Source organism: Micromonospora sp. WMMA1976, from assembly GCF_027497335.1.
GTDB lineage: Bacteria > Actinomycetota > Actinomycetes > Mycobacteriales > Micromonosporaceae > Micromonospora > Micromonospora aurantiaca.
Genome location: NZ_CP114912.1, coordinates 1,811,811 through 1,829,390, shown reverse-complemented (window position 1 = coordinate 1,829,390; position 17,580 = coordinate 1,811,811). Strand labels below are relative to the sequence as shown.

14 protein-coding genes are annotated in these 17,580 nt (G+C 73.1%); 5 read left to right on the top strand and 9 right to left on the bottom strand.

What is annotated here, in order from left to right:
* Positions 1-15: 15 nt before the first annotated feature.
* Genes O7546_RS08600 through O7546_RS08590 form a run of 3 tightly spaced genes read right to left on the bottom strand, consistent with a single transcriptional unit; the run spans position 16 to position 3,022 of the window.
* Entirely contained in the window at positions 16-1,044 is a 1,029-nt protein-coding gene (locus O7546_RS08600) for an LLM class F420-dependent oxidoreductase (RefSeq protein WP_194800948.1), read from the bottom strand.
* Positions 1,044-2,204 (bottom strand): CaiB/BaiF CoA-transferase family protein, encoded by a 1,161-nt coding sequence (locus tag O7546_RS08595; protein ID WP_194800947.1) that lies wholly within the window; start codon positions 2,202-2,204, stop codon positions 1,044-1,046. Before O7546_RS08595 ends, O7546_RS08600 begins: the two co-directional genes overlap by 1 nt.
* A complete protein-coding gene (locus tag O7546_RS08590) occupies positions 2,201-3,022 on the bottom strand; it encodes an enoyl-CoA hydratase-related protein (protein ID WP_281600709.1) in 822 nt (273 codons plus the stop codon). Before O7546_RS08590 ends, O7546_RS08595 begins: the two co-directional genes overlap by 4 nt.
* Positions 3,023-3,065: 43 nt before the next feature.
* Between O7546_RS08590 and O7546_RS08585 the strand changes: the two genes are divergently transcribed.
* Positions 3,066-3,746, top strand: a complete 681-nt coding sequence (locus tag O7546_RS08585; RefSeq protein WP_194800945.1) for a GntR family transcriptional regulator — start codon at positions 3,066-3,068, stop codon at positions 3,744-3,746.
* 1 nt (position 3,747) lies between these two features.
* On the opposite strand, the gene O7546_RS08580 is transcribed toward O7546_RS08585, so the two are convergent.
* Entirely contained in the window at positions 3,748-5,238 is a 1,491-nt protein-coding gene (locus O7546_RS08580; RefSeq protein ID WP_194800944.1) for an aldehyde dehydrogenase family protein, read from the bottom strand.
* Positions 5,239-5,314: 76 nt separating this feature from the next.
* On the opposite strand from O7546_RS08580, the gene O7546_RS08575 reads away from it, so the two are divergent.
* A complete protein-coding gene (locus O7546_RS08575) occupies positions 5,315-6,466 on the top strand; it encodes an acyl-CoA dehydrogenase family protein (protein ID WP_194800943.1) in 1,152 nt (383 codons plus the stop codon).
* Positions 6,467-6,521: 55 nt separating this feature from the next.
* Here O7546_RS08575 and O7546_RS08570 read toward each other — a convergent pair whose 3' ends face one another.
* The gene (locus tag O7546_RS08570; RefSeq protein WP_194800942.1) at positions 6,522-8,669 is read right to left on the bottom strand and encodes a 3-hydroxyacyl-CoA dehydrogenase NAD-binding domain-containing protein; all 2,148 of its coding nucleotides are present in this window, start codon (positions 8,667-8,669) and stop codon (positions 6,522-6,524) included.
* Positions 8,670-8,678: 9 nt separating this feature from the next.
* Complete coding sequence (locus O7546_RS08565) at positions 8,679-9,893, bottom strand: acetyl-CoA C-acetyltransferase (RefSeq protein ID WP_194800941.1); 1,215 nt, start codon at positions 9,891-9,893, stop codon at positions 8,679-8,681.
* A 164-nt stretch (positions 9,894-10,057) separates the two neighbouring features.
* Between O7546_RS08565 and O7546_RS08560 the strand changes: the two genes are divergently transcribed.
* Positions 10,058-11,260 (top strand): TetR/AcrR family transcriptional regulator, encoded by a 1,203-nt coding sequence (locus O7546_RS08560; protein ID WP_194800940.1) that lies wholly within the window; start codon positions 10,058-10,060, stop codon positions 11,258-11,260.
* 63 nt (positions 11,261-11,323) lie between these two features.
* Positions 11,324-12,517 carry a TetR/AcrR family transcriptional regulator gene (locus O7546_RS08555; protein WP_269696508.1) on the top strand — a complete coding sequence of 398 codons (1,194 nt, stop codon included), beginning with the start codon at positions 11,324-11,326 and terminating at the stop codon, positions 12,515-12,517.
* A 12-nt stretch (positions 12,518-12,529) separates the two neighbouring features.
* On the opposite strand, the gene O7546_RS08550 is transcribed toward O7546_RS08555, so the two are convergent.
* Positions 12,530-13,747 carry an oxygenase MpaB family protein gene (locus tag O7546_RS08550; RefSeq protein WP_281600708.1) on the bottom strand — a complete coding sequence of 406 codons (1,218 nt, stop codon included), beginning with the start codon at positions 13,745-13,747 and terminating at the stop codon, positions 12,530-12,532.
* A 153-nt stretch (positions 13,748-13,900) separates the two neighbouring features.
* Between O7546_RS08550 and O7546_RS08545 the strand changes: the two genes are divergently transcribed.
* Positions 13,901-14,872, top strand: coding sequence for an oxygenase MpaB family protein (locus O7546_RS08545; RefSeq protein ID WP_281600707.1), 972 nt, complete (start codon positions 13,901-13,903; stop codon positions 14,870-14,872).
* Here O7546_RS08545 and O7546_RS08540 read toward each other — a convergent pair.
* Positions 14,780-16,642, bottom strand: coding sequence for an AMP-dependent synthetase/ligase (locus O7546_RS08540; RefSeq protein ID WP_281600706.1), 1,863 nt, complete (start codon positions 16,640-16,642; stop codon positions 14,780-14,782). The genes O7546_RS08545 and O7546_RS08540 overlap by 93 nt on opposite strands.
* 204 nt (positions 16,643-16,846) lie before the next feature.
* Positions 16,847-17,572, bottom strand: coding sequence for a 3-oxoacyl-ACP reductase family protein (locus O7546_RS08535; RefSeq protein ID WP_281600705.1), 726 nt, complete (start codon positions 17,570-17,572; stop codon positions 16,847-16,849).
* Positions 17,573-17,580: the final 8 nt, after the last annotated feature.

Below are 17,580 nucleotides of genomic sequence, written 5' to 3'. Positions count from 1 at the left end.
GGCTCCTCCCCTGCGCTACCGGGCCATGTCCGCGACGGCGGCGACGAGGCGCCGGGGGTCCTCGCCCAGCGGCGCGACGTTGAGGATCGTCACGCCGGCGTCGCGGTACTCCTGGACCCGGTCGCGCACGTAGCTCTCCGGTCCGATCAGGCTGGTGCGTTCCAGCAGTTCCGCCGGCACTGCGGCGGCGGCCTCGGCCTTGCGCCCGGCCAGGTAGAGGTCCTGGATGCGGTCGGCCTCGGCTTCGTAGCCGTAGCGGCACAGCAGGTCGTGGTAGAAGTTGCGGCCCTTGGCGCCCATCCCGCCCACGTACAGGGCGATCAGCGGCCGGGCGAGGTCGCGCAGCCCGGTCACGTCCGGGCCGATCGCCAGCGGCCCGCCGGCCACCACCTCCAGCGGCCCGAGGTCAGGGGACCGCTTCGCCCGGCCGGCTGCCAGCGCGGCACCCCAGACGTCGCCGGCGCGCTGCGGGTCGTAGAGGAACGGCAGCCACCCGTCGGCGATCTCGGCGGTCATCCGGACGTTCCGGTCACCGAGGCTCGCCACGTGGATCGGGATGCGGTCGCGGACCGGGTGGGTGAGGATCTTCAGCGGCTTGCCCAGCCCGGTGCCCTCGCCGGGCGGCAGCGGCAGCCGGTAGAGGCCGTCGTTCGTCAGCGTCTCGCGTCGCCACACCCGGCGGCAGATGTCGATCACCTCGCGGGTGCGGGCCAGCGGCCTGTCGTACGCGACGCCGTGCCAGCCCTCGATCACCTGCGGTCCGGACGCGCCGAGGCCGAGGATGGCCCGGCCACCGGACATCGCGTCCAGGCCCGCCGCGGTCTGCGCCAGCAGAGCCGGGGTACGCGAGAAGATCGGCAGGATCGCGGAGCCGATGTGCACGCGGCTCGTCCGGGCGGCGAGGTAACCCATCACGGTGGGCGCGTCGAAGCCGTACGCCTCGGACACCCAGACCACGTCCAGGCCGTCCTGTTCCCAGGCGGCCACGTCGTCGGCGCCGCCGCGGGGGTCGGCGGCGTACGCCAGTGTCGTCCCGATACGCATCAGTGCGCTGCTCCCTGCTTCCGGCCGACGACGCCGTCGTCCAGCCACCGCGGTAGGTGTGCGCCCAGTCCCCAGTCGGTGAGGACGGGCTCGGTGTCCGCGCCGGGCGCGGGCGGCGGGCCGCCGACCCGGCCGGGTGTCGCGGACAGGCGGGGCGCCACGGCCGGTTGCCGGACGCCGAAGTGCTCCTCGTACGTGCCGCGCGCGGCCAGGTGCGGGTGGCCCGGCGCCTCGGCGAGCGACAGCACCGGCGCGACGCAGGCGTCGGTGCCGTCGAACACCGCCGTCCACTCGGCGCGGGTGCGGCCGGCGAACACCTCGGCGAAGCGGGCGCGCAGCACCGGCCATCCGGCCACGTCGTGCTGTGCCGGCAGGTCCGCGTCGCCCAGCCCGAGCAGCCGCAGCAGTTCGGCGTAGAACTGCGGTTCCAGCGCGCCCACCGCCATGTGCCCGCCGTCGGCGGTGGCGTACACGTCGTAGAACGGCGCGCCGCCGTCGAGCAGGTTGCGGCCCCGCTCGGGTAGCCAGGTGCCCTGCGCGAGCATCCCGGCGAACGGGGTGGTGAGGTGCGCCGCGCCGTCCACGATGGCGGCGTCGACGACCTGGCCCCGGCCGGTGGCGGCGGCGACGTGCAGCGCGGCCAGGATGCCGACGACCAGGTAGAGCGAGCCGCCGCCGAAGTCGCCGACCAGGTTGAGCGGGATCTGCGGCGGCCCGCCGGCGCGGCCGATCGGGTGCAGCGCCCCCGCTACGGCGATGTAGCCGATGTCGTGGCCGGCGGCGCGGGCCAGGGGCCCGTCCTGTCCCCAGCCGGTCATCCGCCCGTACACCAGGCCGGGGTTGCGGGCCAGCGCGGCCTGCGGTCCGACGCCGAGCCGTTCGGCCACGCCGGGGCGCCAGCCCTCGATCAGGATCGCGGCCCGGCCGGCCAGCGCGAGGACCACCTCGGCGCCGTCGGGGTGCTTCAGGTCCACCACGATCGAGCGCTTGCCCCGGTTGAGCAGGTTCCGCGCGGGGTCACCGGCCGGGAGCGCGCCGGGTTCCGGCCGGTCGACCCGGACCACGTCGGCGCCGAGGTCGGCCAGCAGCATGGCGGCGAACGGGCCGGGTCCGATCCCGGCCAGTTCCACGACCCGGACGCCGTCCAGGGGCCCGCTCACGCGCCGGCCCGGGGGGCGAAGCGGGGTGCGCGGCCCTGGGCCCGGCTGAGCAGGGCCTCGCCGAAGTCGGGGCCGGCCAGGGACTCGACCATGAGCCGGATCGCGTCGGCGGCGGCCTCGGCGACGCCGGTCTCCGAGCCCGACCACACCTGCCGCCGGATCACCGACATGGACGCCGGTGAGCAGTGCTGCGCCAGGGCCGCGGCATAGGCTTGTGCCTCGGCCAGCACCTCGTCGCGCGGGAGCACGCGTTGCACAAGTCCGATCCGGAACGCCTCGACCGCGTCGACCTTGCGGCCGGACAGCAGCAGGTCCAGCGCGGCGCCGACGCCGATCAGTCGGGGCAGCAGCCAGGCGCTGCCGTACTCGGCGACGAGGCCGAGCCGGCTGAACGAGGTGGACAGGCGCGCCTCCGCCGCCATGAAGCGCACGTCGGCGTAGAGCGCGTGGACCAGGCCGAGGCCGGCCGTGCCGCCGTTCATCGCGGCGACGATCGGTGTGCCGAGCGTCAGCGGCAGGTGCGGCGGGAAGCCGAACTCGCCGGCGAGCAGGTCGCGGTTGCGTTCGTCGAGCAGCGCCGCGAGCGCCTCCGGGTCCGCGCCGGCGCAGAACCAGTCACCGGAGCCGGTGACCACCACCGCCCGGACCTCCGGGTCGGCGTCCGCCGCCACCAGGGCCGCGTAGTAGTCGCGGAACATCTCCAGCGACATCGCGTTGCGCCGGTCGGGCCGGTCGAACCAGATGGTCCGCACGCCGTCGCTGGTGGCGGCCCGCAGTCCGGCGCCGGCCGGTTCGGACTCCGGCACGGTCGAGCTCATCGGCGCTCCTGTTCTGACATTTGACATTTGATACCCTGAACTGGTGGCGGACCGCGGCAGGATCCAGAACGTCTCTCAGCCCCAGCTCTCCGAGACCGTGGCGAGCCTGCTGCGCGACCGGATCATGTCCGGCCAGCTGCGCCCCGGCGAACGCATCCGGCTCGAAGAGGTCGCCCAGGAGACCGGGCTGAGCATCACGCCGGTACGCGAGGCGCTGCTGATGCTGCGCGCGGAGGACATGGTCGAGCTGCAACCGCGTCGCGGGCACGTGGTGGCGCCGCTGTCGAGGCAGGACATCATCGACGTGTTCAGCCTCCAGGGCCACATCGCCGGTGAGCTGGCCGCCCGGGTCGCCGTCAGTATCACCCCGGAGCAGCTCGACGACCTGCGGCAGCAGCACGAGCGGCTGCGCCGCGCCGCCCAGGCCCGGCAGATCAGCCGGGTCGAGCAGCTCGAATACGAGTTCCACCGGCGGATCAACCGGCTCGCCGACGCGCGCAAGCTGTCCTGGCTGCTGCGCACCGTCACCCGCTACACGCCGTCGCGGTTCTACGCCGCCGACGCGGAGTGGCGGGCCGGCATGGTCGCCGATCACGAGGCGCTGCTCGACGCGCTCGCGGCGGGCGACCCGGAGGCGGTCCGGCCGGTCATGGCCCGGCACTTCACCGACGGCGCGGAGCGGCTGGTCAAGCACCTGGACGGCCTGGGCGTGTGGAACGAGTGAGTCACCGGCGGCCATGACGCCACGCGAACATCGCCAGCGAGCGCTTCATCGCGGCGGCGGACGGCTGAAGCGTCATCACCTCGATCAGCGGCCGGAACCGCTGCCACGTCACCGATCGCGCCCGGGCGAACTCGCGCAGGCCGTCAGCGCCGTGGACCCGCCCGAACCCCGAGTCGCCCACGCCACCGAAGGGCAGTGACGGCACGCCCGCGTACCCCAGCACCGAGTTGACCGACACCGCGCCGGCCCGCAGCCGCCCGGCGAGCGCCAGGCCACGACGGCGGTCACGGGTGAAGATCGAGCCGGAGAGCCCGTAGCTGGTCGCGTTCGTGCGGCGGACCGCCTCGTCCGCGTCGGCCACCGGGTTGACCACGAGCACCGGGCCGAACGTCTCCTCGGTGACGGCGGTGCTGTCCTCGGGCACGTCGGTCAGCACGACCGGCTCCACGAACGGGGGCCGCACCGAAGCCGCGTCACCGACCACCGCCCGGCCGCCCCGGTCGAGCGCGTCGGTGACGTGGCGCCGCACGACCTCGGGCTGGGTGGGCGTGGTCATCGGCCCGTACGGCGCGTCCGGCTCGGCACCCGGCCGCACCTGCCGCGCCAGCTCGGTGAGTGTGGCCAGGAACGGCTCGTAGACGGACCGTTCGACGTAGACGCGCTCGACGCCGGCACAGGTCTGCCCGGCGTTGCCCAGGCCGCCGAAGACCGCCGCGTGCGCGGCCGCGTCGAGGTCGGCGTCGGCGGTGACGATCAGTGCGTCCTTGCCGCCGCCCTCGATCACCACCGGTGTCAGGCTCTCGGCGCAGGCGGCCATGACGGCGCGCCCGGTCGCTGCCGAGCCGGTGAACGCGATCTTGTCGACCGAGGCGCGGCACAGCGCGGCGCCGGTCGTGCCGTCACCGGTGACCACCTGGAGGACCGGGTGGGCGGGAAGCATCTCGTGCCAGCGCTCGGCCAGCCACACCCCGACGCCCGGGGTGAACTCGCTGGGCTTGAACACCACCGCGTTGCCGGCGGCGAGCGCGTGCGACACCGCACCCATCGGCGTGTAGACGGGGTAGTTCCACGGCCCGATCACGCCGACCACGCCGTACGGCACGTACTCGACGGAGGCGGCCTGGTTGAACGCGAGCATGCCGGAGGAGACCGACCGCCGCCTGAGCACACGTGCGGCGTGCCGGGCCGCCCAGTCCAGGTGCTCGACGGCGAGCATCACCTCGAGCTGGGCCCCGGCGAGACTCTTGCCGGTCTCGCTCCGGACGATCCCGGCCAGCTCCTCGATGCCGCCCGCGACCGCCGCCTTGTACGCCAGCAGGTGCCGGCGACGCTGCCTGGCGTCCAGACCGGCCCACCAGCCGGCCGCCTCGCGGGCCCGCGTCACGGCGGCGCGTACGGCGGTGTCGTCGGCGATGTCGTAGTCGGCGCGGTGCTCACCTGTCACCGGGTCGACGACGCGCAGCCGGCGGGGGTGCTCCACGAGGGACGTCATCGGCAGCCTCCTGACATTTGATATTCGATAGTCTAGCCTTGCTGTCAATCCCTCACGATGCGCTGGAGGTACCGCGGTGGAGTGGAGCGACGAGCAACTGTCACTTGTCGAGGCGGTGCGGGACTTCTGCCGCCGCGAGGTCGGCACCCGCGAGCAACGGCACCGTCTCACCGACGGCGGGCGGGAACCGCACAGCCCGGAGCTGTACCGGAAGATGGCCGACCTCGGCTGGCTGGGCCTGTCGCTGCCGGAGGAGTTCGACGGCGGCGGCGCCGGCATGACCGAGCTGTGCCTGTTCCTGGAGGAGACCAGCCGGGCGATGGCGCCCATCGGCGGTTTCACCACCTCGATCATCGTCGCCGCCACCTACCAGCGGTTCGGCACGCCGGAGCAGAAGAAGCTGATCCTCAGCGGCGTGGCCCGCGGCGTGGTCGAGGCGGTCGCGATGTCCGAGCCGGAGGCCGGCTCCGACGTGGCGAACCTGAGCTGCCGGGCCGAGCGGCGCGGCGACGGGTGGGTGGTCAACGGGCAGAAGACCTGGTGCTCCAACGCCCACCTGGCCGAGCACATCCTGCTCGTCGCGCGCACCTCGGGCCGGGCCGGCGACCACCAGGGCCTGACCATGTTCCTGGTCCCGACCGGCGCGCCCGGCCTGACCGTCTCCGGCATCGACACCATGAGCGGCCGCGAGGTGAACGACCTCTACTTCACCGACTGCGTGCTGCCCGCCGACGCGGTGGTCGGCCGGGTCGACCACGGCTGGCGGCAGCTGATGGCCGGGCTCAACATGGAGCGGCTGATCCTCGCCAGCGTGGTGCTCGGCATCGCCCGGCGCGCGTTCGACGACGTGGTGGCGTACGTGAAGGACCGCCGCCAGTTCCGCCGGCCGATCGGGTCGTTCCAGGTGATCCGGCACCGCCTGGCCGACCTGGCCACCGAGATCGAGTGCGCCCGGCTGCTCGTCTACGACACCGCCGCGCAAGTGGACAAGGCGCCGGACACGGTGCTGCCCCGGGAGAGTTCGATGGCGAAACTCAAGGCCACCGAGACGGCCCGGCGCGTCGCGCTGGATGCGATGCAGATGATGGGCGGCTACGGCTACACCACCGAGTTCGACATGGAGCGCCTGGTCCGCTCGGCGATCGTGTCCACCGTGTACGGCGGCGCCAGCGAGATCCAGCGCGAGATCATCGCCAAGACGTACGGGCTGTCCGAGCAGATGTCCTGACACGACGTGGCCCGGCCGGTGAGGGGCATGCCCACCGGCCGGGCCGCGTCGTCGTCTACTCGAACCGTTCGCCCCGCTCGGCCACGGCCACCAGCAGTGGGGGCGGGTCGAACCGCTCGCCGTAGCGCTCGGCCAGCACCCGGGCGCGGGCCACGAAGCCCGGCAACCCGCCGTCGTACTGGTTGACGTACTGCAGGACGCCGCCGGTCCAGCTCGGGTATCCGATGCCCAGGATCGAGCCGACGTTGGCGTCGGCCACCGAGGTCAGCACGCCCTCGTCCAGGCACCGCACCGACTCGATCGCCTCGATGAAGAGCATCCGCTCCTTGAGGTCCTCGAACGGCGTGTCCAGGTTCGTGCCGCCGAACTGCTCCCGCAGCCCTGGCCAGAGCCCGGCCCGCTTCCCGTCGCGGTAGTCGTAGAAGCCGGCGCCGCCGGAGCGTCCGGTACGGCCGCACTCGTCGATCATCCGGTCGATCACCGCGTCGGCGGCGTGCGGCTGCCAGGTGCCCCCGGCGGCCACAGTCGCCGCGGCTGTCTCCAGGCGGATCTTCCGGGGCAGGGTCAGGGTCAGCTCGTCCATCAGCGCGAGGACCGGCGCGGGATACCCGGCCTGGCTGCTGGCCTGCTCGATGGTCGCCGCCGGGATGCCCTCGGCCAGCATCGCCACGCCCTCGTTGGTGAACGTGCCGATGACCCGGCTGGTGAAGAAGCCCCGGCTGTCGTTGACGACGATCGGCGTCTTGCGCAGCTGACGGACGACGCCCAGCGCCCGGCCCAGCGTGGCCTCGTCGGTCCGCTCCCCGCGGATCACCTCGACCAGCGGCATCTTGTCCACCGGGGAGAAGAAGTGCAGCCCGACGAACTCCTCCGGCCGGCTGACGCCCTCGGCGAGCAGGGTGATGGGCAGTGTGGAGGTGTTGGAGGCGATGAGCGCGTCCGGCGCGACCTGCTCGATCTCGGCGTACACCTTGTGCTTGAGCGCCGGGTCCTCGAAGACCGCCTCGATGGCGAGGTCGACGCCGGCCAGGTCGGCGAGGTCGCCGGTGGCGTGGATGCGGCCCAGGATCTCGTCCCGCTTCTCCGGCGTGGACCGGCCTCGGGCGACCGCCTTGTCGAGCAGGCCCGCCGAGTACGCCTTGCCGCGCGCCGCACCCTCGGCGGTGACGTCCTTGAGCACCACCCGCATGCCGGCGCGGGCGCAGACGTACGCGATGGCGGCGCCCATCATGCCCGCGCCGACGACGGCGACGCTGCGCACCGGCTCGTGGTCGCCGCCGGCGGTACGGGACCGGGCGGTCTGGAGGTCGAAGAAGAGCGCCTTGATCATGTTCTTGGCGACCTGGCCGGTGGCCAGTTCGGTGAAGTACCGCCCCTCGATGGTGAACGCGGTGTCCAGGTCCACCTGGGCGCCCTCGACGGCGGCGGCGAGGATGTTGCGCGGCGCCGGGTACGGCGCGCCCTTGAGCTGCTTGCGCAGCAGCGCGGGCATGGCCGGCAACTGCATCGCGAGTCCCGGGCCGGACGGGGTGCCGCCGGGCATCCGGTAGCCCTTGCGGTCGTACGGCTGGGTCGCGGCCGGGTTCGCGGCGATCCACTCCCGGGCGGCGGCCATCAGGGCGTCCCGGTCGGCGGCGAGTTCGTCGACCAGCCCGTGCGCGAGCGCGTCCTGCGGCCGGCGGCGCTGGCCGCGCAGCAGCCAGTCGGTCAGCGCGGCGGTGACGCCGAGCAGCCGGACGGTACGCACCACGCCGCCGCAGCCGGGCAGCAGGCCGAGCGTGACCTCGGGAAAGCCGATCTCGATGGCCGGGTCGTCGAGCACGATGCGGTGGTGGCAGCCCAGGGCGAGCTCCAGTCCCCCGCCGAGCGCGGATCCGTTGACGGCGGCGACGACCGGGCGGCCGAGCGTCTCCAGCCGGCGTACGGCCTGCTTGAGCGCGGCCGCGTCGGCCGCCGACGCCTCGGCGTCGGCGGGCGTGAGCCGCACCAGGGTCTCCAGGTCACCGCCGGCGAAGAACGTCTTCTTGGCCGAGGTGACGATCACGCCGGTGATCCGGTCGCGCTCGGCCTCGAGCCGGTCCACCGTGGCGGTCAGGCTCTCGCCGAACTCCGCGTTCATCACGTTCGCCGAGCGGCCGGGGTGGTCCAGGGTGAGCAGCACGATGCCGTCGTCGCCGTGCTCCCACCGGATGGTGTTTGCCATTCGTGCTCCTCAGATTCGTTCGATCACGGTCGCGATGCCCATGCCGCCACCCGCGCAGAGCGTGGCCAGGCCGTAGCGGCCGCCGCGTCGTTCCAGTTCATCGACGAGCGTGCCGAGGATCATGGCGCCGGTCGCGCCGAGTGGGTGGCCCATCGCGATCGCCCCGCCGTTGGCGTTGACGATGTCCGGGTTCAGGCCGAGGTCGGCGACGAACCGCAGGACCACCGCGGCGAACGCCTCGTTGATCTCGACCAGGTCGAGGTCGTCGACGCCGAGACCGGCCTTCGCCAGCGCCTTGCGGGCGGCCGGCGCCGGGCCGGTGAGCATGATGGTGGGGTCGGCGCCGCTGAGCGCGGTGGCCACGACGCGGGCGCGCGGGGTCAGACCGGCGGCCGCGCCGGCGGCCTCGCTGCCGATCGCGACGAGTGCGGCGCCGTCGACGATGCCGGAGGAGTTGCCCGCCGTGTGGACGTGCTCGATGCGCTCGACCCAGTGGTACTTCTGCAACGCGACCGCGTCGAAGCCGGCCTTCTCGCCGATCTCGGCGAACGAGGGGCGCAGCGCGCCGAGGCTCTCCGCCGTCGAGTCGGCCCGGATGTGCTCGTCCCGGTCCAGCACGGTCAGCCCGTTGCGGTCGCGGACCGGGACCACGGACCGGGTGAAGTAGCCGTTGGCCCATGCCTTCGCGGCCCGCGCCTGCGACTGGAGCGCATACGCGTCGACCGTCTCCCGGTCGAAGCCGGCGATGGTGGCGATGAGGTCGGCGCTGATGCCCTGCGGCACGAAGCCGGTGGTGTAGTTGGTCTCCGGGTCCAGCGCCCACGCCCCGCCGTCGGAGCCCATCGGCACCCGGGACATCGACTCGACACCACCGGCGAGGACGAGATCCTCCCAGCCGGAGCGCACCTTCTGCGCGGCGATGTTCACCGCCTCCAGGCCGGAGGCGCAGAAGCGGTTGAGCTGGACGCCGGCCACCGTGTCGGGCAGGCCGGCGGCGACGGCGGCGGTCCGGGCGATGTCGGCGCCCTGGTCGCCGAGCGGGGACACCACCCCGAGCACGATGTCGTCGATCAGCGCCGGATCGAGGCCGGGCATCCGCCGCAGGGTCTCCTCGATCAGGCCGGTGATCAGCGAAACCGGCTTCACCCCGTACAGCGATCCGGTCGGCTTGCCCCGCCCGCGCGGCGTGCGCAACGCGTCGTAGATGAACGCATCGGTCGTCATGCCAAGCTCCTCATCGCTCACCCGCATGCGAATTTCGCCTAACTTTTCTTGAGCCTGCCGCCGCTTGTCAAGAAGCGTCAGGCGCTGTCCGGCTCCGAACCTGGGCGACGAGAACCGCCGAGGGGTCTCACCTGGGGCACGCGAGGGAGCGCTAACGTGTACGGGTGCGACGAGCAGCAGGCGACACCGCCCCGGCCCCGGTCAGACGACCGAAGGACCGCAAGGCCCGGATCGCGCTCGCCGGCGCCGAGTTGTTCTGCGAGCGGGGCTACCACGGCGTCTCGGTGGACGAGATCGCCGCCGCCGTCGGCATCAGCGGGCCGGCCGTCTACCGGCACTTCCCGAACAAGTACGCGATCCTCGTGCACGCCACCCGGGAGGTCGTCGGCGCCCTGCTCGCCGCGACCGAGCAGCCGGCGGCGAGCAGCGCGGACGGGCTGCTCGACGAACTGCTGCGCGCGCTCGCCGAGGTCGCGGTGAGCAGGCGGCGGGTGGCCGGGCTGTACCAGTGGGAGGGCCGCTACCTGACGCCCGAGCACCGGCAGGAGTTCGCCGTCTCGATGGCCACGCTGGTCGGCCGCGTCGCCGCGCCGCTGCGCGAGCTGCGTCCCGAGCTGACCGCAGCGCAGGCCGACCTGCTGGTGAACGCGGCGCTGAGCGCGTTCGGCAGCGTGACCACGTACCGGACCGCCGGCGCCGACACCGAGCATCTGCTCACCCGTGTCGCCTGGACGCTGCTGCGGACCGACGCGCCCACGGTGCCGCCCCGGCGCGATCCCGCGCCGCGGGACACGCCCGCCACCGGGCCGGTGCGCCCGGTCTCGCGGCGCGAACTGCTGCTCGTCGAGGCGATGCGGCTGTTCCACAGGCACGGCTACCACGCCGTCGCGGTGGAGGACATCGGCCGCGCCGCGGGCATGCAGGCCTCCAGTGTGTACCGCTACTTCCCGGGCAAGGCCGACCTGCTCGCGGCCGCCTACTACCGGGCCACCGACCGGCTGACCGGGGCCACCACCGCGGCGATCGCCGAGGCGAGCGACCCGGCCGACGCGCTGCACCGGGTGGTGCGCGCGTACGTCGACTTCGCCTTCGGTCAGAGCGATCTGATCGCGGTGTACCTGGCGGAGAACAACAACCTGCCGGACCGGGACCGCCACCAGTTGCGCGGCGCGCAGCGGCTGCACGTCGAGGAGTGGGTGGGCCTGGTCCGGGCGGTACGACCGGACCTGCCGGCCGCCGACGCCCGTGTGCTCGTGCACGCCGCGCTGAACGTGGTCACCGACGTCGGGCGGCTCGGCCGCTTCGACCGCAGCGAGGGCTACGACGACCAGACCGCCCGGCTCGCGCTCGCCGTCCTGCACGCCTGACCGGCGTCACCGCGAGCGCGCGGGCGGCGTGAGGCGCTGTGGTTGACTGACACTCATGGTCCCGTGCCCGTCCGCGTCCGCCCGGGCGATCCGGTGACCACCGGGCCGGCCGCGGCCACCCGGCCCCGCAACCGCAGGCAGGTCATCGTCGAGTCGGCCGGGCAGGTGTTCAGCGAGCGCGGCTACCACGGCGCGTCGATGGAGGAGATCGCCGCGGCGGTCGGGATCAGCGCGCCGGCGCTGTACCGGCACTTCCCGAACAAGTACGCGTTGTTCGCCGAGTGCGCCAACGTGATGGTGGACAACCTGGTCGGGGCCGTCGACGCGTGGCCGCCGGACGCGGCGCTGGCCGACGTGCTGCTGGCCCTCACCCGGGTCACCGTCGCGCACCGCGCCTCCGGCGGCCTCTACCGGTGGGAGGCCCGCTACCTCGGCCGTCCGGACCGCCACCTGCTCCGCGCGAAGTTCGGCCACGTCGTGGGCCGGGTGACCGAGATGGTACGGCGGGAGTACCCGCTGCCCGACGAGCGGCTGCGGGCGGTGGCCGCGCTCGGGGTGATCGGCTCGGTGACCATGCACCGCACCTCGATCGCCCAGCGCCGGATCGAGGATCTGGTGCTGCGGTCCGCGATGCGGGTCGTCGCCACCGATCCGACCACCGCCGCCGGGACGGCGCGGCTGGTCGAGCTGCCCGCCCAGCCGGTGCCCCGGACCCGGCGCGCGGAGATCCTGGCCGCGGCCGTACCGCTGTTCGCCCGGGACGGCTTCGCCACCGTCACCAACGCGCAGATCGCCCAGGCGGTGGGGCTCGCACCGTCCGCGATCTACCGCCACTACCCCGGCAAGGTGGACATCCTCGTGGCCGCCTGCCTCCAGGCGGCGGAACTGCTCGCGCAGGCGGTGGACCGCAGCCTCCAGCGGGCGGCCGACCCCCGGCAGGCGGTGGTCGCGCTGGCGGCGGCGTACGTGGCCTACTGCTTCGAGCACAACACCCTCAACAGCGTCGCCGAGGCGGAGGTGGCCGGCCTGCCGGACGATGTACGGCGCCCGCTCATCCTCGCCCAGCGGGAGCACATCGCGGTCTGGGAGCAGCAGTTGCGGGCGGTCCGGCCGGACCTGGACCGGCGGCAGGCCCGGCTGCTCGTGCACGCCGGGTTCGGCGTGGCGGTGGAGGCCGGGCGCGCCCTGCGCTGGCAGGACTCGCCCGGCCACCGGGACGCGGTCACCGCGCTGGTCACCGGTGCCCTGACGCTCTGAACCGGCACGGACTCAGGTGCCCGGCCGGTTCATGACCGGGATCGTGATCGGGGTGTGCGACGCGGACGAGCCGTTGTTGAGGAACAGCATCGCCAGCCCGCGGATGAACCTGTCGAACAGGCCGAACGTCTCCGGCATGAGCGGCGAGAGCCCTTCGCGGAACATCACGTACGTGGGCCATCCGGCCTCGATCACGCCCCGGGAGATGTAGTCGCGCGGCAGCCGCAGCCAGTCGCCGATGCGGTCGGTGAGCACGTAGCGGGCGAACTCCCGCTGGAATCCCCGGGTGACGCCCAGGTCCACCGAGGACGTCAGGTTCAGCAGGATGTCGGCCAGGTCGATGCCCTCGGGTGTCGGCGCGAGGAGCGGGGACAGCGCGTACCGGGACTGCTCCTCGGCGGCGGCCCAGCTGTTCGGGATGAACTCGTCGCGGACCCCGAGCAGGTGCAGCGCGACCTGCCACATGTGCAGGTAGGCCTCCTCCTCCGCGGCCGACATCCGCAGTCCCCAGCGACGCCAGTCGAGCAGCTTGCGGTGCACGTACGTGCCGAGGCTGTGGAAGGTGATGAGGATGTCGCCGTTGCTGATCGGGATCGGGTGGTCGGTGACGCCGCGCCACGGCGCGGACTGCGGCAGCAGGTGCCGTACGGCCGCGTGGGTGAGCCGCGTCTTGTGCGAGGTGACCACGAAGCTGCCGGTGGCCTTGAACGCGTCGGGGGCGCTCAGGTCGTAGCCGTAGGTGAAGGTCTTCGCGGCGCGCGACTTCATGTCCGCGCCGCCCTCGGACCAGTAGACGTTGCGGGCCTCGCGCGGGATCACCGTGCTCATGATCCCGCTGCCCAGGCCGTAGAGCAGGAACAGGTACATGCTCATGCGCTTGTTGAACTGGGCGGCGCGGTCCAGCTTGGCCTGATCGGCCCAGGACGGCAGCGTGTTGACGCGCCGCAGATAGGTGGTGAGCGCCGGGGGCAGGCCGGCGGGCAGCGCGTCGCCGTTGCGGGTCCAGGACGCGAACGCGGTGTTCACCGCCGGGATCTGACCGGCGTCCAGCAGCGAGGCGACGAGCGGGTCGGTGTCGTCGTCCCAGACGTCCCACGGGTCGGTGACCGTGTCGGTTCCGGCGATCGAGCCGGACGACGACCACGCCCACGCCTTCGGGGCGTCCGCCACGGCTACCAGTCCCAGCGCGGCACCGAGCGTCAGGACGCTTCGTCTACTGAGATTCTCCATTAGCACCACTTCCCGGTTTCGACCGGACATCGCCCTGAACACCGGCCCGTGAGGTGCGCACAAGCAGGTTTCGAGTTATCCGGGGATGTGATTTTCTATTAACATAGAGGAGCTTGACTGCATCGGCAAGGGTGGACGGTGGGGGTGGTGGCGATGGCTCGTGAGGGGCGGTACCGCTGGTTGCGCCGGATCGAGACGCTCGATCCGGTCCACGACCACCACGAGATCTACCGGCTCTCCGCCGGGTACGAGTTCCCCTTCGACTACCAGCGGGCGCTGGAGCTGGCGCTGCTGCGCACGTATTGCGTGCCGAGCATCTCCGCGCTGCTCGACGCGACAGGCGAGTTCCGGTTGCGGGCGCAGCAGCGCTACGACGACACCGCGCTGCTGATGGCCGAGCTGCTGGAGCACGGCTACGACTCGCCGCGCGGCCGGGAGGCGCTGCGGGTGGTCAACCGGGCGCACGGCCGGTACGCGATCTCGAACGACGACATGCGCTACGTGCTGTCCACGTTCGTCTACGAGCCGATCGACTGGCTGGACCGGTACGGCTGGCGCCCGCTGCACGAGCACGAGCGGCTGGCCGCGTTCCACTACTACCGCGCGCTCGGCGCGCGCATGGGCATCCGGGACGTCCCGGCGGACTTCGACGCGTTCCGCGCCGTCAAGGACGCGTACGAGCGGGAGACGTTCCGCCGCACGCCGAGCAACGAGCGGGTCGCGGCGTACACGCTGGACCTGTTCGCGTCCTGGTACCCGGCGCCGCTGCGCCCGGCCGCGCGCCTCGGCGTGCGCGCGCTGCTGCCGCCCGAGATGCGGGCCGCCTTCGGGCTGCCGGCCGCGCCGCGACCGCTGACCGCGCTGGTCGGCGGCGCGCTGCGCGCCCGGGCCGCCGTGGTGCGGCTGCTGCCCGCGCGAACGGTGAGCCGGCTGACCCGCGCGCCGCGCAACCGCACCTATCCCGGCTACCCGCGGGGGTACCGGCCCGCCGACCTCGGCGCGCCGCCACCCCCGCCCGGCATCGACCCGGCGCTACTGGGTAACGGGCTCCGCCACCGCGTCGCCCGGCCGGTAGAGGGCGTCGATCCGGTCGCCGTACCTGTCGACGATGACCCGGCGCCGTAGCTTCAGCGTCGGGGTCAGCTCGCCCGACTCCGGCGTCCACGCCGACGGCAGCACCTGGAACGTCTTTACCTGCTCGGGCCGGGCCAGCCGCGCGTTCGCCGCGTCCACAGCGGCCTGGATCTCGGCCCGCAGCACCGGATCCGAGGCCAGCGCGGGCAGCCGCGGGTCGCTGACGCCGTGCGTACGCGCCCACTGGGGCGCCACCTCCTCGTCCAGCACTATCAGCGCCGTGACGTACGGCCGCCGGTCGCCGATCGCGACCGCCTGGCCGATGAGCGGGTGCGCCCGCAGCAGGTTCTCGATCTGCGCCGGTGAAATGTTCTTCCCGCTGGACGTGATGATGAGTTCCTTCTTGCGGTCGGTGATGGTGAGGAACCCGTCCTCGTCGAGCGTCCCGACGTCACCTGTCGCCAGCCAGCCGTCCGCGTCGACCACCGGCTCGACGCCGCCGTCCTCGCGCAGGTAGCCGGAGCAGACCAGCGGACCCCGGACGAGGATCTCGCCGTCGTCGGCGAGGCGTACCTCCATGCCCACGTTCGGGCGGCCGACCGTCCCGGTGCGGAAGCAGTAGGGGGTGTTGAGGGTGGCGGTGCCGGTGGTCTCGGTCAGACCCCACACCTCCAGCACGTCGATGCCGAGCCCGGCGAGGAACCGCAGCACGTCCACCGGGATCGGGGCGGCGCCGCTGCCGGGCCAGGTCATGTTCTGCAGACCGAGGCTCGCCTGCAGCGGTCGCAGCACGGTGTCCCGGGCCTGCGCCACCCGGGCGGCCAGCTCGTCCGGCACCGGCTTCCCGGCCGCGCGCAGCTCGTACGCCTCCAGGGTCACCGCGGTCGCGGCGGCGACGGCGGCGCGAACCGCGGGCTCGGCGGCGGCCAGGTGGGCCTGGACGCCGGCGGCCATCTTCTCCCAGACCCGCGGCACCCCGAAGAACGAGGCGGGACCGACGGTGCGCAGCGCCGCGACGAGCTGTGTGGCGTCGGGGCAGATGGTCACGTGCCCGGCGCGGTAGATCGGGTTGTAGATGCCGAGGAACCGTTCGGCGATGTGCGCGAGCGGCAGGTAGGCCACAGTCGGCGCGTGGTCGGGGACGGACACCATCGCGTCCAGCGCCACCGCCTGGTAGATCACGTTGTGGTGGCTGAGCACGACGCCCTTCGGGTCACCAGTCGTCCCGGACGTGTAGAGCAGCGTCACCGGCTGCTCGGGCCGGATCGTGCGCCAGCACCGTTCGAAGGCGTCCGGGTCCGCCTCGCGGGCGGCCCGGCCGAGGGTACGCACGCGCGACAGCGGCACCGTGTCGGTGGCCGCTTCGGCGGGCTCGTCCACCAGCACCACCCGGAGCAGGTCCGGCAGCTCGGCCAGGATCGGCCGCCAGCGCTCCAGCTCCGCCGGACCTTCCAGCACGAGCACCTGGGCGGCGCTGTGCCGGGCCAGGTAGCGCATCTGCTCGGCGCTGAGCGTCGGGTAGATCGTGGACGGCACCGCGCCCAGGTGGACCGCGGCGAGGTCGACCAGCCAGTGCTCGGTGCGGCCGGACATCATGATCAGCATGTGCCGCCCGGCCTCCAGGCCGATCTCGGCCAGGCCGGCGGACAGCTCGGCGACCTCGTCGCGCAGCTGCGCCCAGGTGCGGGTGTCGTCCCGGCCGAGCGTGGTCAGGGCAGGCAGGTCGGCGTACTCGGTGGCGTTGCGGTGCAGCAGCGCCGGGACGGTCAGGTCGGCGGCTTTCTTGGCGCAGTCCTCGGCGAGGACGTCGGCGGGGTCCATGGGCTACTCCTTCACACGCAACCGGGCCTGGTGGTGGCAGGGCTGGCCGCACCCCTCGCCGTGGTGCCCGCTCGGGTTCCGCAGCCGATGGCAGCACTGTAAACGAGGGTTAACTTTCTGGGAAGAAGTGCCGGTGAATCGCGCCTGAAACGAGCCGCATCAATGATCCGGCGACGAACCGGGACTAACCAAGCGGGTCGCCGGTCACTGCGCGGTCCAGCCACCGTCCACGTGCAGCACGCTGCCGGTGACGTAGCTCGCGGCGTCCGAGGCCAGGAACAGCACCGCGCCGACCACCTCCTCGGGACGGCCGAAGCGGCCCATCGGGATGCGGTCGCGCAACCGCTTCGACCACTGCTCGTGGCCGCGTAGCCCCTCCGTCATCGGGGTCTCCAGGTAGCCGGGCGCGACCGCGTTGACGCGCACGCCGGCCGCCGCCCACTCCAGCGCCAGCGTGCGGGTGAGCTGCTCGACGCCGCCCTTGCTGGCGCTGTACGCGGCCAGGCGCGGGAAGCCGACCTGACCGTGCACGGAGGACATGTTGACGATGCTGCCCGCGCCCTGTTCGACCATGAGCGCACCGGCCGCGCGGGCGCAGACGAACACGCCGGACAGGTTGGTGTCGATCACCTGCCGCCAGTCACCGAGACTCAGCCGCTCGCTGCGGTGCAGCGCCGGGCTGATGCCGGCGTTGTTGACGAGGACGTCCAACCGGCCCCAGCGCTGCCGCGCGAGGCCGACGACGGCGTCGGCGGCGGACTCGTCCGCGACGTCCCCGGCGACCACAGCCGCCGTGCCGCCGCCGGCCGCGATCCGGTCCCGCACCTCGTCCAGCGCGTCCGGCCGCCGGGACTGGAGGATCACCGACGCGCCGGCCCGCGCCAGCCCTTCGGCGATCGCCGCGCCGACGCCCTGGCTGGCTCCGGTCACCCACGCGA